Raw genomic sequence first — 22,500 nt, 5'->3', positions numbered from 1 at the left:
CACCGATTTCTGTGGATGGATTGTGATGTCCCAGGGAACGAAAGAATCTGATTTGGCCGTCGTCGGCACGACAAACCCGATATTCGATGTCGTAATCCGTTCCAGTGCGAAGGGCACTCTCAAGTGCTGCTCTCACGGTCGCCTTGTCTTCCGGATGCCGAAACGCCTAAGTTTGGGATTTCTGCCTTAACTTCGTTATTCCCGGTCATCTTCATGGCCATCGCTACGATCTATCAGATGATTTTTAACGGTGGTGAAGCACCCAAATCGGTCATTTATGACCGAGTAGTTCACGCTAGTGCTTTAATCTTTGCGTTAGGCATCCCGCTTTTCATCCGTTCGGCTAAACAAGTTACCCGTCGAGAATGGTCAGCGATTGTAGTAATTACTGTCTTAGGCATTCTAGCCTTGATCTTGATCTTAACTGGGCAGATTAGTTTTTAGTAATAAAAAAGAAATAGTTCACTTTTGATATGCACCACCAAAACTGATTTCAGTTTGAAGATGCATTTAAGAAGTGAACTATTTTTGTATTATTTGATTTGATATCTAGCCTGGTCTAATTCATGAACCACCATGGTTTCGATCAAAGTGATGATGCTAATTAAGAGAATGGTGTAATGATTAGGTAAGAGAATTAAGGCAATTAATAAAACCCAGGATAACCAATTCCAAGTTTGCTCGATCCACATTATTCGTCGTAACCGGTGATTGTTAACCAGAATCTGTGGAGAACGACGGATTATCATTTGAAAAGTTAGATATAACCGTGACTCATAAAAACTTTCAACTAAAAAGATGATGGTTAGACCGAAAAGAAAGAAAGATTCCACATTGTTCTCCTTAAAAGGTTGGCTTAATTTTTAAGGCTTCCTGTTGACTGAAGTCATCGTGAGGATAACGGTTCTTAAGAGCACGAAGAAGCAACGTTTTAGCGATTTCCCCGTTCCGAGTTAGGATTGGGCCGTGAAAATAAGAACAATACGTAGCTTTGTAGATGGCACCCTCTGTGTGGTCTTCACCATTGTTACCATGGCCCTTAATAACTATGCCTAATGGTTTTTCACCTTTACCCAAGAAGGTTCGTCCATTATGATTCTCAAAACCATGGTATTCCTGCCCAGTAGTAGGGTTTTTAATCGTGATGTTGCCGATGAACCGGTTATTATCTTGACTTAATGTATAGTGGTCAAGAATGCCCAAGCCAGGGATCTTTTCACCATTGGCGCCAACGTAATAGTGACCAAGCAATTGGTACCCACCACAGATAGCCAACAGTGGCTTACCAGCGTTAATGAATTTGGCAATACCGGCTTTCTTATTAGGAAGATCCCGTGAAACAACTAATTGTTCATAATCTTGACCACCGCCAAAGAGGGCTAGGTCGAAATCGTCGGGATCAAAGTCATCACCAATACTAATAATTTTAACAGCAATGTCAGCATCCATTTGTTTGGCGTAGTAACGAAGGGCGATGATGTTACCGACATCACTATAAGTGTTTAAGAGGTTGCCATAAAGGTGAGCAAGTCGTAAATGATACTTTGCCATTAGTCCATACCACCTTTCTTAATATAGCCCTTTTCTGTTAGCATTTTGCGTAATTGTAGCATGGCAGTGTAGCTAGCTAAAACATAGACATGCTTGGTAGGCATTTGCTTGATTTTATTGACTACGTTAGTCAGATCTGCTTCATGCCAAATATCTTTTACCCCAGCCATCGTTAACCGAGTCGTGATGTCCTTGTAACGTTCACCCCCGGTCATGTATTGGGGAATAGGGTGCTTAGTCAACTTTTCAAAATCCCCGTCCCAAATCCAACTGGTGTCGATTCCATCAGCATAGTTGGCATTGAGCAAGAAGGCAAAGCTAAAAGGCTTAGGATCAGTTTCAATCATATCAAGAACTTGGTTTAAACCAACTGGATTCTTGACCAGAATGATAGTCACTTGTTTGCCATCAACGTTAATAATTTCTTGTCGACCGAAGACCCGTTCATCGGATTCAAAAGCATGTTTAATTTGCTGTTGATCAACGCTCAGAAAACGGCCAAGTGAATACGCAGCTAAAGCATTGTAGATGTTATAAACACCGCCAATGCCGATGGTATATTGTTGACCATCAATATCAAAGGTAGAATTAGTAGGTGTAAGGTGGTCGATCTTAGTAACGGCATAGGTTAGCGCTGGTCGCTTAAATCCACAATGGGGACAGAAATAGTCACCTAGGCCCGCGTAGGTTCGCAGATGGTATTTAAGGATATGTTGGCATTTGGGGCAAAGGAGACCATCAGTATTAGCAGGAGCATCAAACGCCGGATGATGTTCATGGTTAAAGCCATAGTAAATGATGGGGTTAGGAAGCTCTTTACTATGAAAAAGCTGTTCATCCCCGTTGGCTATGATAGTAGCGTGGGGAGCCATTTTGACCCCGCGGAGGATTTTATTATAGGTGGTATAGATTTCACCGTAACGGTCCATTTGATCCCGAAAAATATTGGTAAATACAAAGGCTTGCGGGGTAATATATTGACAGACAATCGGGACATTAGCTTCATCAACTTCGAGAACTGCTAGGCCCTTTTTTCTGGCACGGGGAGCCGTAATGAAGGTAGTGACGATTCCTTGTTCCATGTTGGAACCGGTCGGGTTGGTTAAAACCTGGTCATACTTTTCCCGCAGAACTCGAACACTGAGTGCGGTGGTCAGTGTTTTACCATTCGTCCCTGTAATGATGATGAGGTTATATTTTTTGCTAAAAGCTTGTAGAATGTTGGGATCCAATTTGAGCGTCAATTTGCCAGGCAGAGAACTACCCCCATGCATAAAGGTATGGAGGAACCAATAGCTGGAACGGCCGGCAAATTCAGCAAATGAACTTCGAATTGACATCGAAACAGTTCCTTTCTTAATTGAAATTAAATACCGTTTAATTTTAATCTTTATGGACGTAAAAAGAAAGCTATTCGTCCCAAATCATTATCGTAATTCTGGCTACCATAAGCTCAAGTATTTAAAAGCATTTCAATTTTCGATATAATTAAGAAGACTATCAATAAAAGGAGTACTTATCGTGGCACAGCTATTTTTTAAGTACGGTGCAATGAATTCTGGAAAGTCGATCGATATTTTGAAAGTTGCCCATAATTATGAAGAACAAGGGAAGCCGGTGGTCCTGATGACCAGTGGTGTTGATAATCGTTCTGGGCAAGGTGTCATCGCTAGCCGAATCGGTTTGAAGCGTCGGGTTACTCCCGTAATGGATGATACTAATATCTATGAATATGTGAAGCACGTTAATCACCCTGTTTACTGTGTTTTGATTGACGAGGCTCAATTCTTACGGAAGCATCACGTTTTAGAGTTGATTAAGATCGTGGATGAATTAAATATCCCGGTAATGACCTTTGGGCTGAAGAATGACTTTAAAAACGAGCTGTTTGAGGGTTCTAAGTACTTATTGATTTATGCTGACAAGATTGAAGAGATGAAAACTATTTGTTGGTTCTGCCCACATAAGGCGACGATGAATTTACGTATTCACAATGGTAAGCCGGTCTATGAAGGCGAACAAGTTCAAATTGGTGGGAATGAGTCTTACTATCCAGTTTGCCGGAAACATTACTTCCACCCCAAGTTAAATCAAGAACAGGAGGGAAAATAACCAATGGAAATGAAAGATATTTTCGATAAGCTCCAGGCGGTGGCTGATCGCTATGATGAGTTAAATGAATTGATCAGTGACCCAGCCGTGATTGCTGATTCTCAGCGCTTTACCAAGCTTTCTAAGGAGGAAGGCAGCCTGCGAGAAACGGTTGAGAAGTATAATGAGTATAAGAAGGTCACCAAGACGATCAATGATGATGAAGAATTATTGCGTGAGACTGATGATCCGGACCTTACCGCTCTGACGAAGGATGAACTCAGCGATGCTAAGGAACAGCAGGCTAAACTAGAAAAAACTTTGGAAATGCTGCTGATTCCTAAGGATCCAAATGATGATAAAAACATTATCATGGAAATTCGTGGCGCCGCTGGCGGGGATGAGGCTAGTCTTTTTGCCGCTGACCTTTATAATATGTACCTGCACTACGCTGAAAAGCAGGGTTGGAAAGTTCAAGTGGTCGATAAAAATGAGACCGAAGTTGGTGGCTTTAAGGAAATTGCCCTGATGATTACTGGTAATAAGGTTTATTCCAAGTTAAAGTTTGAAAATGGGGCTCACCGGGTTCAACGAGTCCCAGTGACCGAATCTGCAGGCCGGGTTCACACATCAACGGCGACGGTTGGTGTAATGCCTGAAGCTGAAGACGTTGACGTAAAGATTGATCCTAAGGATGTCCGAGTGGATGTCTACCGTTCCAGTGGTGCTGGTGGTCAGCACGTTAACAAGACCGAATCTGCTGTTCGGATGACCCACCTGCCAACTGGGATCGTGGTTTCTATGCAGGATGAGCGTTCTCAGCAACAAAATCGTGCTAAGGCAATGCGAATTTTAAAGGCGCGGGTTTATGATTATTACCAACAAAAGGAACAGAGCGCTTACGATAAAAAACGGAAGAACGCCATTGGAACGGGTGACCGCTCTGAACGGATTCGTACTTATAATTACCCACAAAATCGGGTAACCGATCACCGCATCGGCCTGACCATTAACAAGCTTGATAAGGTGATGGATGGTGACTTAGATGAAATCATTGAAGCTTTGATTGTTGCCGACCAAACGAAGAAGCTGGAACAATTACGTAATGAATAATAATTGGACCTATTTTGCTGCCCAAAGGTGGGCTCGGCAGCGCCTGACCGGGACTACCGTGGATCCTGGGGCACCACAATTCCTATTGAAAATGCGCCATGGTTGGGATGCTACCCACCTGCTTCTTCATAATCGGGAGCGGATGCCAAAAGCTGAACAAGATTGGTTTCAGCAAGCGATTGACCGGCTTTTACGTCATGAGCCAGCTCAGTATATCGTTGGGCAGGCGCCCTTTTATGGCCGGGCCTTTAAAGTTACTCCGGCGGTTTTAATTCCTGAAGCAGAAACTGCCGAACTGGTAGAATGGGTACTTAACCGCATCCCTGATCGACCATTGCGGGTGCTAGACCTTGGCACTGGCAGTGGAGTGATTGGCATTACTCTGGCTTTAGAACGGCCGAGCTGGCGGGTAACGTTGAGCGATCTATCACCGGCGGCATTAACGGTTGCTAAACAGAATTGCCGACGGTTTGGCCTTAAACTGCCACTCGTGGCCAGTAACCTTTTTCAAAAACTTGTTGGTCGACGGTTTGACCTGATTGTCACCAATCCCCCTTACATTGATCGACGGGCAACGGGGATCATGGACCAGGCGGTGTTAGACTATGAGCCCCATCTTGCCCTCTTTGCCGATGAGAATGGCCTGGGATTTTATCACCGCCTATTTAACCAGGTTGGTGACCATCTTTTACCGGATGGTCAATTGTTTGGTGAGACGGGTTATGATCAAGAAGAGACGATCCAAGCGCTTCTTCACCGGTGCGATCAGCGAGCAAAAATTGAAACACGACATGACGTGGCTGGAAAGATGAGGATGATACACGTATGGGATTTTTCAGGCGCAGGAGGAAACTAGTAAGGATGGATACTAAGATTTTTCAATTAAATGAAATTGATGCGGCTGCCGATGCTATTAAGCGTGGTGAATTGGTAGCTTTTCCTACTGAGACGGTATACGGACTCGGTGCGGACGCAACAAATGAAGATGCAGTTAAAAAAGTTTACCTGGCTAAGGGGCGGCCTAGTGATAATCCGCTGATTGTTCATGTGAATTCTGTGGCAATGGTGGAGAAATATGCGGCCGAAATTCCAGAAAATGCCCGTAAGTTAATGAAGGCTTTTTGGCCGGGGTCGCTAACGATTATCTTAAAGATCAAGAAGCACGCCCTTTCCAAGACGGTCACAGGGGGCCTAAAAACGGTTGCCTTTCGTTTTCCTGACTGCCAACCAACGCTTGATTTAATCGCTAAGGCTGGTGTGCCAATGGTAGGCCCTTCCGCTAATACTTCTGGTAAGCCGAGTCCAACGACGGCTCAGCATGTTTACCATGATTTACATGGTAAAATTGCCGGGATCTTAGATAATGGGCCGACCCGAGTTGGAGTTGAATCGACTGTTTTGGATATGTCGACCGACCAACCGGTGATTTTGCGGCCGGGTGCCGTTACCAAGAAAGACATCGAAGCGGTAATTGGGTCTATTGATATTAACCACCATAAGGTTGGCAAAAATGAGATCCCGAAGGCACCAGGAATGAAATATAAGCATTATGCTCCCGATGCTCAGGTTTATATCGTCGATCAGGGAACCGACTGGGGCAAGGTTATTCAATGGATCGGGAAACAGCCTTTTGATGTCGGCATTATGGCAGAGGGCAAGATCCTGCAGAAATCAACCTTGCCGATGAACGCCGTCCAGTTCTCCCTAGGTGAAGGCATTAAAGACGCCAGTGCCCGGTTATTCGATGGGTTGCGACAGTTTGATGATCAGCCGAATGTTAAGGCAATCGTTACCGAAGCCTTTCCGGCGGTAGGCCTTGGTGGTGCCTACATGAACCGACTCAATAAATCGGCTGGTGGGGTCCATTTTAGTGATGATATGGTTAAATAAATTAACAGAACAAAAGATTGTGAGCAGTTTGACAAAGAAGCTTTGTCACTGCCCATTTTTTTTGGTAGAATAGGGGAGAAATTCAAAGGAGAGTGTATAAGGCATGGGCAAGTTTGAAGTTATTGATCATCCATTGATTCAGCACAAGTTGACGATGATTCGGGATAAGAATGTTGGTACGAAATTCTTCCGGGAAACTGTGAAGGAGATTTCAACCTTGATGGCTTATGAGGTTTCACGCGATATGCCATTAAAGGACGTTGAGATTGAGACCCCAATTGCTAAGACCACTCAAAAGGAATTGGCCGGTAAGAAAGTAGCCATTATTCCAATCTTGCGAGCTGGCTTAGGAATGGTCGATGGGATGACCGACCTGATTCCTGCTGCTAAGATTGGTTTCATCGGGATGTACCGGGATGAAAAGACATTGAAGCCTCATGAATACTTTGTTAAACTGCCAAATGATATTACGGAACGGCAATTATTTATTGTTGATCCGATGCTTGCAACTGGTGGTTCTGCCATGATGGCAATTGAAGCATTAAAGAAGCGTGGTTGTCAGGAGAAGAACATGAAGTTTGCTTGCTTGGTTGCAGCTCCAGAAGGGGTTAAGGCCGTGCGGCACGCTCATCCGGACGTTGACATTTATGCGGCGGCTCTTGATGATCATTTGAACAAGGATGGTTACATTGTGCCAGGACTTGGCGATGCTGGTGACCGGCTCTTCGGTACAAAGTAATTCACAGGTTGAAAAAGCGTTAGTGAATATTATTTGCTAACGTTTTTTATTTTAAAAAATTACAAAGGCATTAAGTTTTAGACCAGAAACTTTCTTATTGTAGTTAAAATAGTAAAATGGCAAATAGTGTTAATTGATAAGGAAGTTTTGAAATGTTTCAACAATCATGGTTAAAACGACGGTCTTGGCTGATGGTAATTCTTATAATCGTGGGTATCATTAGTGTTGGCTTCACCATGCATAATCAGCGATTTTATCATCGTCCAGTCGCGAAGATTGTTAAGACGGTGACGGTTGGAAAGCCGCGACGAACGAGCGATCAGTTTAAGAACGTTGACTATCAGCATGATCAACGCTTAACGGCTGTTATGTTGAATAGTCGTTACCGGGGACGTCATCTGATATTAAATAATACTTATAGTGATTCTCAACCAATGGACCAGCGCTTTCGAGTTGGCAACCAGGTCTTCTTAAGCCAGTTACATGATCATAATGGAACCCTGTCGGCTAATATTGCTGGTTATAAGCGTGATGTGATCTTAGTAGTTTTGGCCTGGCTAGTTATTTTTCTCTTGCTCGTAATGATGGGGAAAGCAGGGAGTTGGGCCTTAACCAGTGTGGTCGTGAATGCCTTGCTATTCATGTTTGCGGTTACGCTAGATCTTCATAATAATGGTGAGCATATCCTCGCAATCTTTAGCATTTTAACGGTAATTTTTGCTTTTGTTAGTTTGCTACTCGTCTTAGGACCTAATAAGAAAATGCTTGCGACCTTTAGCGCAACCGTGATTGGTACTTTTGCCGCCCTGGGAGTTAGTTTACTGGTCTTTTCTTGGACTCACGAGCGTGGAATTTATTATGAATCGATGCAGTATGTCACCCAAGTCCCGCGCCCCCTTTTCTTAGCCGAAACGTTGTTAGGTTCGCTGGGAGCAGTAATGGATGAATCCAGTGATATCATTGCCACTCTCTTTGAGCTCAAGCAATTGGAACCGGAAGTAACATCACGGCGACTCTTTATGTCGGGTCGAAACGTTGGTAAGTCGATTATGGGGCCCTTAATTAACGTTCTTTTTCTGATCTTCATGGCTGATACTTTTACGTCTAGCCTTCTTTACATTAAAAATGGTAATTCATGGGGATATACTTTTGCGATGAATATGAGCCTCGGAACCGTACAAAGTTTGGTCTCCGGAATTGGGATTGTTTTAGCGGTTCCATTAGTTAGTGCTTTTGGTGCATTTTTGCTAGGGAGGCGGACAAAGTGACGACAATAACAGCCCTGGGATTGGTATTAATGATTTTAATGGTTTTAGTTGGTGGCAAGCAGGGATGGACGGCTTTTTGGAGTCTTTTGTTGAACTTCGGCTTTCTCTACTTTGCAATTGTGTTAATTGCTTTTCATGTGCCACCAATGTTTGTGATGGTCACCACTGGGGTAATCATTTTGGCAGTTACGATTTTTATGGGAGAAGACGATCTGAAGACAACCGTAACGGCTTTCTATGCTTCATTAATTGTTCTAGCTATTCTAATTTTCTTTATCATTGGTTTGGAACATTGGGCAATGGTCCAGGGCTTTGGAACCGAAGACAGTGATGAGCTGGAGGGAATGTCGATTTTAATTGGAATTTCCTACCTTAAGGTGTCAGAGACTGTAATGGTGCTAAGTACTCTGGGGGCAATTGCGGAGGCCGCGATGGCAATTGCTTCGGGGCTAACCGAAGTGCTTGCTAACCATCCTCAAATTACAAATCGGCATTTAATGAGTAGCGGACTAACCATCGGTCGTCAGATCATCGGGACCACGTTTAATACCTTGTTTTTTGGAGTCTTTGGTGGCTTTTTAGCTCTCTTTATCTGGTTTGCCGGGCTTCATTATTCTTTGGGGACAATTATGAATAATAAGATTTTTGTCGCGGAGATGTTAGAGATCTTAGTTTCCTTTATTGGGGTCCTCATTACCGTGCCAATGACAGCTTGGGTAATGACGAAGCGCCGGCACCATTTGGTTGACGTTACCAAAGTTAAGCATAATAAGAGTTAATTAAAAAGTGAGTGAACGAAATTAAGGAATTTTAATAAAACAAAATTATGAATTTGTTTCATTAAACGTGAAATAGCACAAATTAGGCATCTTCGGCTGATCAAAAAATTAGGTATGTTTAAGATCTTTTGAAATTTTACTTAAATAATGATATATTACTTACGTAACTTGGGCTTAATACGTTTTCTTTTTGCGACGTTCATCCAATTTACAAGCCAAATTATTGTTATAAGGAAAGAGGTGGAATATGAATGGGCGGTGATGCTTTAACTTTTAAGCTTTTCGGACTCACGTTCAATACAACGAACATTGTTTCTGGACTGATTATTTACGTAATCGTATTCTTCACTCTTTACGGGATGTCACGAAAGATCAAGATGAAACCAACTGGTGCACAAAACGTCTTTGAGTGGTTAGTTGATTTCACGAACGGGATTGTTAGAAGTCAGATGCCAGCTGAAGAACAGGGCCATTACAGTTTCTTTGCCTTTGTCTTGTTCGTCTTCATCTTCTTCGCTAACCAATTCGGTTTGCTGTTCCAGTTCCATTGGAATGGGGCGGAAGTGCTTAGAAGTCCCACGGCGGATCCAGTTGTAACGTTAACCCTCTCACTGATGGTAATGACGATGGCCCACTTTGCTGGGGTAGCGCACAATGGCGTTGGTGGTTATATCAAAAATTACGCTAAACCATTTACGCTAATGTTTCCGGTTAACATCATTGAAGATTTCGCTAACTTCTTGACGCTGGGTCTCCGGATCTTTGGTAACATTTTTGCTGGTGAACTGTTAATGAGTTTAATTGCTAACATGGCTTTTTCACATGGTATTTTGACTATTATTCCAGGATTACTTCTGGAGCTTTGTTGGCAAGGATTCTCAGTATTTATCGGTGCAATCCAGGCTTATGTCTTTGTAACATTAACGACGGTTTATATTTCTCGGAAGATTTCCGAATAATAATCTCTAAGGAGGAATTTTAAAATGGCATTAGGAGCAATTGCTGCAGGTCTCGCGGCTATGGGTGCCGCTATCGGTGGTGGTATCGGTGATGGTATCTTGGTTGGACACACTGTCGACAGTATCGCACGTCAACCAGAATTACAGGGTAGATTACAGGCAACGATGTTTATTGGTATTGGTTTGATTGAAGCTATGCCTATCATTGCTATCGTTATTGGCTTCCTTGTTATGAATAAGTAATTATTAATTGTTTTTCATTTTTCTAATAAGGAGGTGTCAATAGATGTTTGTGAATAGTGTATTAGCTGCGTCGAATAGTTTATACATTGGTGACCTTGTATTCTACATTGTGACCTTCATTATCCTGATGCTGTTAGTCAAGCACTTTGCTTGGGGACCAGTTACCAACATGATGAAGAAGCGTGCTGATAAGATTGCTAGTGATATCGACAATGCTGCACGTTCTCGGGAAAGTGCCGAGAAGATGGCTGCTAAACGCCAGAGTGAACTGCAAAATTCACGTCAGGAAGCGGCCGGCATTGTTAGTGATGCTAAGAAGTCAGCTGAAACACAACGAGCACAGATTGTTGAAGCGGCGCAAAATGATGCGCAAGCACTGAAACAACAGGCACAAAAGGATGCGGATCAAGCACGTCGCGATGCGCTGAATGGTGCTAAGGATGACGTTGCAAACTTATCTATTGAGATTGCTTCCAAACTCATCCAAAAGGAATTAAAAGCAGACGATCAAAAAGCATTGATCGACTCTTATATCGAAGGGTTGGTAAATCATGAGTCTTGATAAGAAAACAATTGCTGGACGTTATGCCCGTGCATTGTTCGAATTGGTTGATGCGAACAACAAACTCGATACAACTTATCAAGAATTAATTGCTTTACGCCAGGTCTTTGAGGATAACGAGGATTTGGAGCCTGCATTAGCGGGTGTTCAATTATCACTCGACGAAAAGAAAGCATTAGTTCAGGACTTAAAGCAGGGTGCTTCTCAGTACGTTGCAAACCTGATTCAAATGCTTTTTGATTACGGCCGCATGGATTGCATGGTCGCAATTATTGATGAGTTTGAGCGGCGGTATGATGTCAAGAATAAACGGATGCATGCCGACGTTGTCACAGCGATCCAACTCGATAAACAACAACGGGATCAACTAGCGGCCAACCTGGCCAAACGGTTTGGGGCAACAAAAGTAGTCTTAAACGAACAGGTTGATCCAGATATTTTAGGTGGGGTTATTGTCCATGCGGATCACAAGACGCTGGATGGTAGTCTCAGCTCAAAGATTAAGCAAATTCGTCGTTTACTAGTTAGATAATATATAGATCTTTTGTTAAAGAGGTGAGACCTTTATGAGCATTAAAACTGAGGAAATCAGTTCACTCATCAAGAAGCAGCTCGCCAATTATAATGACCAAGTATCTGTTGAAGAAACTGGTACGGTTACGTATGTTGGTGATGGGGTTGCTCGTGCCGATGGTTTGGAAAATGCCATGGCTGGTGAGTTGCTCGAATTTAGTAACGGTGTTTACGGAATGGCTCAGAACCTCGAAAGTAATGATGTTGGTATCGTTATTTTAGGGGACTTTACTGGTATCCGTGAAGGTGACACCGTTAAGCGGACGGGTCGAATCATGGAAGTACCCGTCGGTGATGCACTACTCGGCCGGGTTGTTGATTCATTAGGTCGGCCGATTGATGGCTTAGGTGAAATTAAGACCGATAAGTCACGTCCAATTGAACACAAGGCACCAGGTGTTATGTAGCGGAAGAGTGTTTCCGTACCACTGCAAACTGGGATTAAGGTGATTGATGCCTTAGTACCAATTGGCCGTGGTCAGCGTGAGTTAATCATTGGTGACCGGAAGACCGGTAAGACGGCCATTGCCCTGGATACTATTATTAACCAGAAGGGCAAGGATGTTATCTGTATTTACGTTGCCATTGGTCAAAAGGAATCAACGGTTCGTTCAGATGTGGAAACACTTCGGAAGTATGGCGCTATGGATTACACAATTGTTGTTTCCGCTAGTGCCTCTAACCCTGCACCAATGTTGTACATTGCGCCTTATGCTGGTGCAGCCATGGGTGAGGAGTTCATGTTTAACGGCAAGGATGTCTTAATTGTTTATGATGACTTGTCCAAACAGGCCGATGCTTATCGTGAACTTTCATTGATTCTGCGTCGTCCACCTGGCCGTGAAGCTTACCCAGGTGATATTTTCTACACCCACTCACGGTTACTGGAACGGGCTGCCCGGTTGTCTGATGACCTTGGTGGTGGTTCAATGACTGCTCTGCCAATTATTCAGACTCAGGCCGGTGATGTTTCTGCTTATATTCCAACTAACGTTATTTCCATTACTGATGGGCAGATTTTCTTGGATTCTGATGAATTCTATGCCGGTCAACGGCCAGCTATTGATGCTGGGACTTCTGTTTCCCGGGTTGGTGGTGATGCCCAGATCAAGGCGATGAAGAAAGTTGCCGGGACCTTACGTTTGGATATTGCATCCTATAACGAATTGGCTTCCTTTGCCCAGTTCGGTTCTGACCTGGATGAAGCAACCCAGGCACGTCTGAACCGTGGTCAAAAGACGATGGAAGTTCTGAAACAGGGCTTACACCAGCCGCAACCAGCTGCTCAGCAGGTTGTAACGTTGTACGCATTGCAACAAGGCTTTATTGATAAGATTCCGTTGGATGATGTTCAACGTTACGAGAGTGAATTGGCTGCTTATATGCACGCAAACCACCAAGACCTTTACGACGAAATTACTAAGACTGGTAATCTGCCAGAAGGTGACAAGCTGCATGTTGCTGTTGCTGACTTTAGTAAGTCATTCCAAACCAGTAAGCAAGCAACCTCATCTAAGAATAAGTAAGATTGATTAGTCGAAAGGACGGTGAGATTTAGTGCCAGCTTCACTTGCTGCAGTTAAACATAAAATTGAATCTACGAAGAGTACTCGACAAATCACGTCAGCGATGCAGATGGTTTCAACTGCTAAGCTAAACCAGATTCAACATCATACCGAAACCTACGAAGTTTATGCGGAGAAGGTTAAGCAAATGTTGGTTGACCTGGTTAGATCTCATAGCGCGACATCTGCTGCTTCGCAAGATAATGTTTATGCTGCACTATTTAAAAAGCGTCCGGTTAAGAAAACAGGGATCCTTGTGATCACATCGGATCGTGGCCTTGTGGGCTCTTATAACAGTAATGTCCTCAAAGCGACTATGGCGATGATGGATAAGCATAAGCTAAACAAGGATAATACCGTATTTCTGACGATTGGTAAGACAGGAACTGAGTTCTTTAAGAAGCGTGGGATGAATATTGTCTACCAGTATTCAGGCATTAATGACGTTCCAACCTTTAGGGAAGTACTGCCAATCGTACGATCAGCCGTTCAAATGTACAATGATGCGGTTTTTGATGAGCTTTATATTGCGTTTAGCCATTATGTCAATCGGATTTCTTCACACGTGCATGTTCATAGTGTGTTGCCGATTACCGAAAAATCGCTTATGGATGATGATGAATTATCTGAACTGGAAGCGGCTAGCAACCAGTCAGCTAACTCAAGTAGCGATGTAACAACGGCATCGATTTCGGCTGAATACGAATTTGAACCGTCAGATACGGCTATCGTTTCTGCATTGGTAGAGCAATATGCGGAAAGTATGCTTTATGGAGCAATTTTGGATGCTAAGACATCTGAACACTCCTCGAGTGCAAATGCGATGCGCTCTGCCACTGATAATGCTGATGATATTGTTTCAACATTGCAATTGCAGTATAACCGAGCACGGCAGGCGGCCATTACCACTGAAATTACCGAAATTACTGGTGGTATGACTGCAGAAGAATAAATTCAAACGTAGGAGGAAACAACATGAATACTGGTAAAGTTGTCCAAGTCATTGGACCGGTTGTTGATGTTGAGTTCCCCTTGGACGGAAAACTTCCTAAAATTAATGATGCTTTGAAGATTAAGGAAAGTGATGACAAGGTTCTAACAACCGAAGTTGCCCTAGAAATGGGTGATGGAGTTGTTCGAACAATTGCCATGGACGGAACCGATGGTCTTCAGCGTGGAATGGAAGTTGAAAACACTGGTGCCCCAATTAGCGTGCCAGTTGGTGATGATACTCTTGGTCGAGTATTTAATGTCCTGGGTGAACCAGTTGATAATGGGCCAAAGTTTGGGCCAGATGCTAAACGGATGCCAATTCACCGTAATGCACCAAAATATGACGAACTGAATAATAGTACAGAAATCCTGGAAACCGGGATCAAAGTTATTGATTTACTAGAACCATATATCCGTGGTGGTAAAGTTGGCCTGTTTGGTGGTGCCGGTGTTGGTAAGACCGTTTTAATTCAGGAATTGATTCATAACATTGCTGAAGGTCATAATGGTATTTCTGTCTTCACTGGGGTCGGTGAACGAACCCGTGAAGGTAACGATATGTATTATGAGATGAAAGCTTCAGGAGTTCTGAAAAAGACAGCCATGGTCTATGGTCAGATGAACGAACCACCTGGTGCCCGGATGCGGGTAGCATTGACCGGTCTGACGATTGCGGAGTACTTCCGTGACGTTAAGGGTCAGGACGTGCTGCTCTTTATCGATAACATTTTCCGGTTTACGCAGGCCGGTTCAGAAGTTTCAGCCCTGTTAGGGCGGATTCCTTCTGCCGTTGGTTATCAGCCAACTCTGGCTACTGAAATGGGTCAGTTGCAGGAACGGATTACTTCCACTAAGAAGGGTTCTATTACTTCAATTCAGGCTGTTTATGTTCCTGCCGATGACTATACTGACCCTGCACCAGCTACGACGTTTGCCCACCTGGATGCAACGACTAACCTGGAACGTCATTTGACCCAGATTGGTATTTATCCAGCTGTTGATCCGTTGGAATCTACTTCCACGGCATTAACACCAGAAATCGTTGGTAAGGAACACTATGAAGTTGCAATGCAGGTTCAGCACGTTCTTCAGCGGTACCATGAACTGCAAGATATCATTTCTATTTTAGGGATGGATGAATTGTCCGATGAAGAAAAGACAATTGTTGCTCGTGCACGGCGAATTCAGAACTTCCTATCACAGAGTTTTAGTGTTGCTGAACAGTTTACTGGAACGCCAGGTAAGTATGTTCCAATGAAGGAAACTATTCGTGGCTTTAAGGGCATCCTTGAAGGTAAGTATGATGACTTACCAGAAGAGGCCTTCCGTCTAGTTGGAACAATCGATGACGCTGTTGAAAAGGCCAAAAAGATAAAAGCTGAGCAAGAAAAAGAAAACAGTAAAGATTAGGAGGGGATAATTTATGGCTGACAATAAGTTTAAAGTCACGATTATTACCCCTGACGGTACTGTTTATGATAAGAATGACGCTACGATGTTAGTTATGAATACGTCTGGTGGTCAGATGGGGATCATGGCTAACCATATCCCACTGATTGCGGCCCTGGAAATTAGCACTGTTCAAATCAAACACGATACCGGGACTGATGAAGTGGCAGCTGTTAACGGTGGAATTATTCAATTTGATGGCAAGAACGCATTAATTGCTGCTGATAGTGCGGAAATGCCAGAAGAAATTGATATTCAACGTGCTGAAGCGGCTAAGCGCCGTTCTGAATCAGCAATTGAAAAGGCCAAGCGTGAACATGATCAAAATGCATTGGCACGAGCTGAAGTGCACCTTAAACGGGCTATTAACCGTTTGAACACTTCTAAGCTTAATCAATAAGGATGATTAAGATCCTAAAACAAAGGGATTATGGCGGAAACGTCATGATCCCTTTTCAATTTTTAAGCTTAAGTTAAAGCTTTGTTGCTATTGGTAATGACTAAAGCATGGTATGATAAAATACAAATTGGTTTATTAAAAAGGAGGATCCAGCGTGCAATTAACGGGAATTCATGCTCTTATTGAGATCGTTGTCCAATTGATCTTTATATGGCTGGCCTTTAACGCTATTCAGGGCTTTCATCTTGAACGTTTTTTTAAGCATCCACCGCGGACATTGCCACTGATGATTGTCCTTTGTGCAACAGCGCTTGGTTACCTATGCGCAAGCTTTTTCTTAGGCATTATTGGTGCAATTGGGAACCTTATTTACCTGGTGCGTTAACAATTGAGGGAGTATTTGATGGATAAGATGGTTATTAAAGGTGGTCAACGGTTAGCTGGGCGTGTCCACGTGGCCGGTTCCAAGAATGCAGCACTGCCAATGCAAGCGGCTAGTATTTTGGCATCGGTGGGGAGTGTTCACCTAACCAATGTGCCATCGTTGTTGGATATAAAAACAATGAACCAACTGTTGCGGTTCTTAAACTTAACCGTTACTTTTGATGAGAACCAGCACCAGTTATTGATTGAGGCACAACACAGGGTCGCAAGTGAGGCCCCCTTTGAATATGTTGATGAAATGCGTGCCTCCTTGTTGGTAATGGGCCCGTTATTAGCCCGTACTGGCTATGCTAAAGTGGCTCTACCGGGAGGCTGTGCAATCGGTTCACGGCCAATTGACCTTCATATTAAGGGATTACTTCAACTAGGAGCGACGGTCCACCAGCGTGATGGCTATATTGAGGCCCGTGCTACCCAACTTGTCGGCAGTCGTATTTATTTAGATTTTCCGAGCGTGGGGGCGACTGAAGACTTAATGATGGCTGCAAGTCGGGCGCAGGGAATTACCACAATTGAGAATGCGGCACGGGAACCAGAAATCGTTGAATTAGCCAATCTCCTTAACCAAATGGGGGGTCGGATTCATGGTGCTGGTACTGAGGTCATTCGGATTCAAGGTGTTAATTTCTTGCATGGTTGTGATTACGAACTGATGCCGGATCGGATTGAAGCCGGTACTTTTATGATTGCTGCGGCCGTTACTAATGGTGATGTAATTGTTGAAAATGCCATTCCTGCTCACAACCAACCCCTAATTGCCAAACTTGAGGAAATGGGGGTAACGGTAGTTGAACAAGATGATGGCATTCGGGTCCTCGGTACGTCGGTTCTTTTACCAACAACGGTTAAGACGATGCCTTATCCGGGCTTTCCAACCGATCTTCAGCCACAGATGTCAGTGCTGCAACTCTTAGCAAACGGGACCAGTACGCTTGATGAGCAGATCTTCGAGAAACGGTTTATGCACCTAGAAGAATTGCGGCGAATGAACGCTAAGTTTCAAATTAGTGGGTCAGTAGCAGTTTTGTATGGACCAACGAAATTTAGTGGGGCTGAGGTAACCGCTTCGGACCTTCGCGCTGGTGCGGCTTTGGTATTAGCCGGATTAGCGGCTAAAGGGATCACTCAGGTACGCAACGTTAGTGAAATTGATCGGGGTTATGATCATTTTCAAGAAAAGTTGCATGCTTTGGGAGCCCAAATTGATCGAATTGACATTGATGATAAGATCAAGTTATCACCAAACCACCGAACTGGTGAAACAAGTTAACTCGTCAGCAGTTGGTGAGCATTGTATGGTATAATTACGAACGATATTAAGAAATAAAATCTTTCATTAGAAGGAGACGGAAGCTAATGGCACAAGATATTGGTATTGATTTAGGAACAGCCAACGTGCTGATTTATGTCCAAGGTAAGGGCATTGTGTTAAACGAACCATCCGTGGTAGCAGTTGATACAAAGACTAATAAGGTCCTCGCAGTTGGTTCTGAAGCTTATCGAATGGTGGGACGGACACCAAGTAATATTCGGGCGATCCGACCATTAAAGAACGGGGTCATTTCTGATTTTGATGTAACCGAGGAAATGCTGTCGTACTTTATTGGTAAATTGAGTGTAAAGGGCTTTATGTCTAAACCTAACATTATGATTTGCGCCCCTACTAACATTACTGAGATTGAGCGCAAGGCAATTATTCAGGCTGCCGAGCAATCTGGTGGTGGTAAGGTTTATCTTGAATATGAGCCGAAAGTAGCCGCAATTGGTGCTGGCTTGGACATCTTTAAACCCCGCGGTAACATGGTTATCGATATGGGTGGTGGAACTAGTGATATTGCCATTTTGTCCCTAGGTGACATTGTTTCCAGTAGTTCTATCCGCATGGCTGGTGATAAGTTAAATAGTGATATTGCTGCCTACATTAAGGATAAGCATGGCCTGATTATTGGTGAACACACCGCCGAAAATATCAAGATAAAGTTAGGAACCGCGCTAAAGGTTGATAAGCCGGCCGAAATGGATGTGCGTGGCCGAGATGTTGCTTCAGGGATGCCTAAGCAAATTACCGTTAATGAAAATGAAATCGAAGAAGCTATCCATGGTACCCTCGAGCAAATTCTTACGGCAACGGTCAATGTTCTAGAAACGATTCCGCCAGAGCTCGCCAGTGATATTATTGATCGTGGTATTATGCTGACTGGTGGAACGGCTTTGTTAAAGAACATTGATAAGCTCTTTAGCGACCGTTTAAAGGTGCCAGTAGTTGTTTCTCAGAGCCCGCTGGATAACGTAGCTAAGGGTGCTGGTGAAATGCTGGAGCGGATGCAGAAAGCTGATCGAAAGAAGAAGTAATAATGATGGTTCGGGTATTATGCAAGTTGATATGGTGGTATCAACGGGCGATTTCGGTTCGCAGGCCATACCGGGTCTGTCGTTATTATCCAACCTGTTCTCAGTATATGTTAGAGGCGTTACAACGCTTTGGACTGAAGGGAGTCCTGCTGGGGATCGCTCGTTTATTGCGTTGTCAACCCTTTGCACGGGGTGGATATGATCCCGTACCTGACCATTTTACGTTTCGACGTAAGTACTAGATATAAAGGTGAAATTGTGGCTAAAAAAGAAAAGAAAATTGAAGTAAGTGTTAAAGACATTGAACGGAACCACCAACCAGTTCAACAGATTTTTATTGGTAAGCGACTGATTGGTGAAGTTGTAACTGATAATGACCGTTTTAAGGCCTTGTTGACGGCTGACGAGAGTGAATTCTATGTTCATTCTCAAGAAGAGGGATTAGAAATGGTTCTCCAACAATACCACCTCCACCAACATTAAGGTGGAACCAGTGGAATACCGTTCTCTTTAACTTGAAGAAGGAGTTAGGTAATGCAACGTTCGCAAAGTGATGAAGAAGAAAGTCGAATCGATTGGGGAATTATTTTTTGTGTGCTCCTGTTGGCTTTAATCGGACTGGCTTCCATTTATGTGGCGGCGGTTCATGATCGACAGGCGACCAGTGTTGCTCGTCAGGTGGTGACTCAGTTAATTTGGTACGCAATTGGGACAATCTTGATTGTAGTAATCATGCAATTTGATTCGGAGCAGCTTTGGAAAGTAGCACCGATAGTCTATTGGCTGAGTGTTTTCCTGATGTTTGCGATCTTGGTTTTCTATAGTCGATCTTATTATGCTAGTACTGGTGCGAAGAGCTGGTTTGCCATTGGTCCCTTTACCTTTCAGCCCTCTGAAATTATGAAACCAGCCTACATTCTTATGATGGGACGAGTGATTACGGTTCATAACAATCGTTACCCGGTTCATACAGTGAGGTCAGATTGGCGTTTAATTGGTACCATGTTACTTTGGCTTTTGCCAGTGTTAATCTCTTTGCACTTCCAGAACGACTTTGGGACTGGACTGGTTTTCTTTGCTATCTTTGTGGGGATGGTCTTAGTTTCGGGAGTTACCTGGCGAATCCTAGCACCCGCATTTATAGCATTGGCGGTGATTGGAAGTAGTGCCTTAGCCATGGTTACCAGTTCTGTTGGTCGTCGTATTCTTGAACATATTGGCTTCCAGGCTTATCAGTTTGATCGAATTGATACTTGGATGCATCCAGAACAGGACACGAGTAATCAGGGTTATCAGCTTTGGCAAAGCATTAAAGCCGTTGGATCTGGTGGTATTACTGGAACTGGATTTAATAATTCCAAAGTTTATGTACCGGTTCGTGAGTCTGATATGATTTTTTCCGTAATTGGTGAAAATTTTGGCTTTATCGGTGGAGTTTTGCTAATCCTAATTTATTTGCTCTTAATTTATTTGATGATTCGTGTTACATTTGATACGAAGAATGAATTTTACGCCTATATCTCAACCGGAGTCATAATGATGATTCTGTTCCACGTTTTTGAAAATATCGGAATGAACATTGGTTTATTACCATTAACTGGGATTCCGTTACCTTTCATTAGCGCCGGGGGATCATCGTTAATTGGTAACTTGATCGGGATTGGGATGGTAATGTCGATGCGTTATCATCATCATTCTTACATGTTTAGCAATAAACAAGAATTTAGATAAGTGGGGTATTTTATATTATGGCAGTAGAAAACAACTATTTTTGGACAAAGAAACTTGACAACGGCAACACCCGGGTAGGTTTGAATGACCAGGGACGTGATGACCTTGGTAAAATTAGTTTTATCGATGTGCCAGCCAAGGGAACAACCCTAAAGAAGGGTGACAAGTTTATTTCTGTAGAAGCAGAAAAGGCCGTTACCGACTTAAATAGTCCAGTGGATGGGACTATTGTTACGGTAAACGATCAAATCGTTGATGAACCTGCCGGGTTGAGTTCCAGTGATGAAAACGAAAACTGGATTGTCGAAGTTAAGTAGTCGACGATGAAGAAAAAGCAGTTGGTGAATTTTCGCCAACTGCTTTTTAATTTGCCCTTGGCAAGGCAAACGCTATCATGTTATACTTAAGATTCTAAGAGATACGGTTTAAATAAAATTAAAGATAAGGTGGTATTTCAAATGGCAAAGAAGTTGCGAGTTGCCTTACTTTTTGGTGGCAATTCTTCCGAACACGATGTTTCCAAACGCTCAGCACACAATATTTACGATGCACTTGACAAGAATAAATATGATATCAGCTTGTTCATGTTTACAAAGGACGGGATCCTGCTGAACAATGAAGCTTCGCAGCGAATCTTCGATGGTGAACCTGAAGACCAGGTGGTTAAGGACGCCTATGCCAAAATGGATTTGAGCCGTCCCTTAGCACCGATTATGGCCTTAAATGAACTGGAAGGGGTTGATTTCTTCTACCCGGTTATTCACGGTAATCTTGGGGAAGATGGAACAATTCAGGGGCTATTTAAGTTGCTTAACAAGCCGTACGTTGGTTCTAATATTGCGGCTAGCGCAATGTCTTTTGACAAGGACTTAACTAAAAAGATTTTAACTGAAGCTGGAATTCGAAATACTCCCTATGTCCTGTTAACTCCCGAAAATCGGGCGGACTACTCTTGGGGACGAATTGAAGAAAAATTAGGTGACCTCGTCTTTATTAAGCCAGCTAAACAGGGTTCTTCGGTTGGTATTCATCGGGTTACTAATGCTGATGAATATGAAGCGGCCTTAGATGATGCCTTTAAGTATGGCTTTAAAGTATTAGCAGAAGAAGGGATTGCTCATCCCCAAGAAGTAGAAATTTCCATTCTGGGGAATGAGCACCCAATTGCTTCTAAACTAGGTGCTATTCGTGTTCCTAAGGGTGATCCGTTCTATGATTATGAGAATAAGTTTGTTGATGCTAGTGGGGTAGTCTTTGAATTGCCGGTTAAATTGCCTCAGTACCTAACTGATGAGATTACTGAGATGGCATTAAAAGCTTACCGTGTACTAGACATGAAGGGATTAGCCCGAATTGATTTCTTGGTGGATAAGAATAATGTGCCATACTTGAGTGAACCGAATACTTTACCTGGCTTTACTAACATTAGTCTTTATCCGCAGATGTGGGAAGTTTCTGGAATTTCATATTCTGACTTGGTTGACCGATTAATTCAATTGGGTTTAGAAGAATTTAAGCGGAATAGTCAGATTACGTATGACTTTAAAGAATTAGGAACCGAACACGTTGGTAAAAAGAAATTTAATTAATTTCTGCCGAAAAAATATTGCTTGAAATGGGTGGTAATGCTAATATTATTGGTGTTACTGTCTATTTTTTTGCTGTATCCGAACAATAAATCCAGCAATAGATGGTTATGCCAAACAGGAGCTGAAACGCTTAGCTAATAAAGCTATTATAATTAGTGTTATAATAATGTCGATGCTTTTGGATGGATTGTGAGACAATTTAAACTAAG

Annotated in this window: 26 protein-coding genes and 2 pseudogenes; 24 read left to right on the top strand and 4 right to left on the bottom strand. The window is 43.1% G+C overall.

Annotated elements, in window-relative coordinates:
- A partial coding sequence (locus ACEYV4_RS02330; RefSeq protein WP_373841835.1) for a hypothetical protein occupies positions 1–136 on the bottom strand: 136 nt, incomplete at its 3' end.
- A 23-nt stretch (positions 137–159) separates the two neighbouring features.
- Between ACEYV4_RS02330 and ACEYV4_RS02325 the strand changes: the two are divergent.
- Positions 160–444, top strand: a pseudogene (locus ACEYV4_RS02325) (gluconate permease); the annotation flags it as partial.
- Positions 445–533: 89 nt separating this feature from the next.
- On the opposite strand, the gene ACEYV4_RS02320 reads toward ACEYV4_RS02325, so the two are convergent.
- Genes ACEYV4_RS02320 through ACEYV4_RS02310 form a run of 3 tightly spaced genes read right to left on the bottom strand, consistent with a single transcriptional unit; the run spans position 534 to position 2,891 of the window.
- Positions 534–833: a hypothetical protein gene (locus tag ACEYV4_RS02320; protein WP_373841832.1), complete on the bottom strand. Its 300-nt coding sequence runs from the start codon at positions 831–833 to the stop codon at positions 534–536.
- Between the two features lie 10 nt (positions 834–843).
- A complete protein-coding gene (locus ACEYV4_RS02315) occupies positions 844–1,551 on the bottom strand; it encodes a type 1 glutamine amidotransferase (RefSeq protein ID WP_373841831.1) in 708 nt (235 codons plus the stop codon).
- On the bottom strand, positions 1,551–2,891 hold the full coding sequence (locus ACEYV4_RS02310) for a MurT ligase domain-containing protein (RefSeq protein WP_373841830.1): 1,341 nt from the start codon (positions 2,889–2,891) through the stop codon (positions 1,551–1,553). Before ACEYV4_RS02310 ends, ACEYV4_RS02315 begins: the two co-directional genes overlap by 1 nt.
- 181 nt (positions 2,892–3,072) lie before the next feature.
- Here ACEYV4_RS02310 and ACEYV4_RS02305 point away from each other — a divergent pair, with 181 nt between their 5' ends.
- The 23 genes and pseudogenes from ACEYV4_RS02305 (at position 3,073) to ACEYV4_RS02195 (ending at position 22,291) form a co-directional block, all read left to right on the top strand.
- Complete coding sequence (locus ACEYV4_RS02305) at positions 3,073–3,663, top strand: thymidine kinase (protein ID WP_373841829.1); 591 nt, start codon at positions 3,073–3,075, stop codon at positions 3,661–3,663.
- A 9-nt stretch (positions 3,664–3,672) separates the two neighbouring features.
- The gene (gene prfA / locus ACEYV4_RS02300) at positions 3,673–4,755 is read left to right on the top strand and encodes a peptide chain release factor 1 (RefSeq protein ID WP_373841834.1); all 1,083 of its coding nucleotides are present in this window, start codon (positions 3,673–3,675) and stop codon (positions 4,753–4,755) included.
- A complete protein-coding gene (gene prmC, locus ACEYV4_RS02295) occupies positions 4,748–5,611 on the top strand; it encodes a peptide chain release factor N(5)-glutamine methyltransferase (protein ID WP_373841828.1) in 864 nt (287 codons plus the stop codon). Before prfA ends, prmC begins: the two co-directional genes overlap by 8 nt.
- Before the next feature lie 5 nt (positions 5,612–5,616).
- Positions 5,617–6,645 carry an L-threonylcarbamoyladenylate synthase gene (locus tag ACEYV4_RS02290; protein ID WP_373841827.1) on the top strand — a complete coding sequence of 343 codons (1,029 nt, stop codon included), beginning with the start codon at positions 5,617–5,619 and terminating at the stop codon, positions 6,643–6,645.
- A gap of 103 nt (positions 6,646–6,748) precedes the next feature.
- Positions 6,749–7,384: a uracil phosphoribosyltransferase gene (gene upp / locus ACEYV4_RS02285; protein ID WP_373841826.1), complete on the top strand. Its 636-nt coding sequence runs from the start codon at positions 6,749–6,751 to the stop codon at positions 7,382–7,384.
- Between the two features lie 152 nt (positions 7,385–7,536).
- Positions 7,537–8,652 (top strand): YibE/F family protein, encoded by a 1,116-nt coding sequence (locus ACEYV4_RS02280; protein ID WP_373841825.1) that lies wholly within the window; start codon positions 7,537–7,539, stop codon positions 8,650–8,652.
- The gene (locus ACEYV4_RS02275) at positions 8,649–9,431 is read left to right on the top strand and encodes a YibE/F family protein (RefSeq protein ID WP_373841824.1); all 783 of its coding nucleotides are present in this window, start codon (positions 8,649–8,651) and stop codon (positions 9,429–9,431) included. Before ACEYV4_RS02280 ends, ACEYV4_RS02275 begins: the two co-directional genes overlap by 4 nt.
- Before the next feature lie 251 nt (positions 9,432–9,682).
- A complete protein-coding gene (gene atpB / locus ACEYV4_RS02270) occupies positions 9,683–10,390 on the top strand; it encodes a F0F1 ATP synthase subunit A (RefSeq protein ID WP_373841823.1) in 708 nt (235 codons plus the stop codon).
- Positions 10,391–10,414: 24 nt separating this feature from the next.
- The gene (gene atpE / locus ACEYV4_RS02265) at positions 10,415–10,633 is read left to right on the top strand and encodes a F0F1 ATP synthase subunit C (protein ID WP_373841822.1); all 219 of its coding nucleotides are present in this window, start codon (positions 10,415–10,417) and stop codon (positions 10,631–10,633) included.
- Positions 10,634–10,676: 43 nt separating this feature from the next.
- Positions 10,677–11,195, top strand: coding sequence for a F0F1 ATP synthase subunit B (gene atpF / locus ACEYV4_RS02260; RefSeq protein ID WP_373841821.1), 519 nt, complete (start codon positions 10,677–10,679; stop codon positions 11,193–11,195).
- Entirely contained in the window at positions 11,185–11,727 is a 543-nt protein-coding gene (gene atpH / locus ACEYV4_RS02255) for an ATP synthase F1 subunit delta (RefSeq protein WP_373841820.1), read from the top strand. Before atpF ends, atpH begins: the two co-directional genes overlap by 11 nt.
- Positions 11,728–11,761: 34 nt before the next feature.
- Positions 11,762–13,294: pseudogene (gene atpA / locus ACEYV4_RS02250) on the top strand (F0F1 ATP synthase subunit alpha).
- 31 nt (positions 13,295–13,325) lie between these two features.
- Positions 13,326–14,285 (top strand): F0F1 ATP synthase subunit gamma, encoded by a 960-nt coding sequence (locus ACEYV4_RS02245; RefSeq protein ID WP_373841819.1) that lies wholly within the window; start codon positions 13,326–13,328, stop codon positions 14,283–14,285.
- A gap of 23 nt (positions 14,286–14,308) precedes the next feature.
- Positions 14,309–15,736, top strand: a complete 1,428-nt coding sequence (gene atpD, locus ACEYV4_RS02240; RefSeq protein WP_373841818.1) for a F0F1 ATP synthase subunit beta — start codon at positions 14,309–14,311, stop codon at positions 15,734–15,736.
- 13 nt (positions 15,737–15,749) lie between these two features.
- On the top strand, positions 15,750–16,175 hold the full coding sequence (locus ACEYV4_RS02235; RefSeq protein ID WP_373841817.1) for a F0F1 ATP synthase subunit epsilon: 426 nt from the start codon (positions 15,750–15,752) through the stop codon (positions 16,173–16,175).
- A gap of 154 nt (positions 16,176–16,329) precedes the next feature.
- The gene (locus tag ACEYV4_RS02230; protein ID WP_373841816.1) at positions 16,330–16,560 is read left to right on the top strand and encodes a DUF1146 family protein; all 231 of its coding nucleotides are present in this window, start codon (positions 16,330–16,332) and stop codon (positions 16,558–16,560) included.
- Between the two features lie 18 nt (positions 16,561–16,578).
- The gene (gene murA / locus ACEYV4_RS02225; RefSeq protein WP_373841815.1) at positions 16,579–17,889 is read left to right on the top strand and encodes a UDP-N-acetylglucosamine 1-carboxyvinyltransferase; all 1,311 of its coding nucleotides are present in this window, start codon (positions 16,579–16,581) and stop codon (positions 17,887–17,889) included.
- An 86-nt stretch (positions 17,890–17,975) separates the two neighbouring features.
- Positions 17,976–18,971 (top strand): rod shape-determining protein, encoded by a 996-nt coding sequence (locus ACEYV4_RS02220; RefSeq protein ID WP_373841814.1) that lies wholly within the window; start codon positions 17,976–17,978, stop codon positions 18,969–18,971.
- Between the two features lie 5 nt (positions 18,972–18,976).
- The gene (yidD, locus tag ACEYV4_RS02215; RefSeq protein WP_373841833.1) at positions 18,977–19,213 is read left to right on the top strand and encodes a membrane protein insertion efficiency factor YidD; all 237 of its coding nucleotides are present in this window, start codon (positions 18,977–18,979) and stop codon (positions 19,211–19,213) included.
- Between the two features lie 16 nt (positions 19,214–19,229).
- The gene (locus tag ACEYV4_RS02210) at positions 19,230–19,454 is read left to right on the top strand and encodes a DUF2969 domain-containing protein (protein ID WP_373841813.1); all 225 of its coding nucleotides are present in this window, start codon (positions 19,230–19,232) and stop codon (positions 19,452–19,454) included.
- A gap of 51 nt (positions 19,455–19,505) precedes the next feature.
- Positions 19,506–20,702 carry an FtsW/RodA/SpoVE family cell cycle protein gene (locus ACEYV4_RS02205; protein ID WP_373841812.1) on the top strand — a complete coding sequence of 399 codons (1,197 nt, stop codon included), beginning with the start codon at positions 19,506–19,508 and terminating at the stop codon, positions 20,700–20,702.
- Between the two features lie 17 nt (positions 20,703–20,719).
- Positions 20,720–21,019 (top strand): glycine cleavage system protein H, encoded by a 300-nt coding sequence (locus ACEYV4_RS02200; RefSeq protein WP_373841811.1) that lies wholly within the window; start codon positions 20,720–20,722, stop codon positions 21,017–21,019.
- 141 nt (positions 21,020–21,160) lie between these two features.
- Entirely contained in the window at positions 21,161–22,291 is a 1,131-nt protein-coding gene (locus tag ACEYV4_RS02195; RefSeq protein ID WP_373841810.1) for a D-alanine--D-alanine ligase family protein, read from the top strand.
- The last annotated feature ends 209 nt before the right edge of the window (positions 22,292–22,500 follow it).

It is taken from the genome of Limosilactobacillus sp. (assembly GCF_041859915.1).
Taxonomy (GTDB): domain Bacteria; phylum Bacillota; class Bacilli; order Lactobacillales; family Lactobacillaceae; genus Limosilactobacillus.
This window is presented reverse-complemented; position numbering and strand designations above follow the sequence as displayed.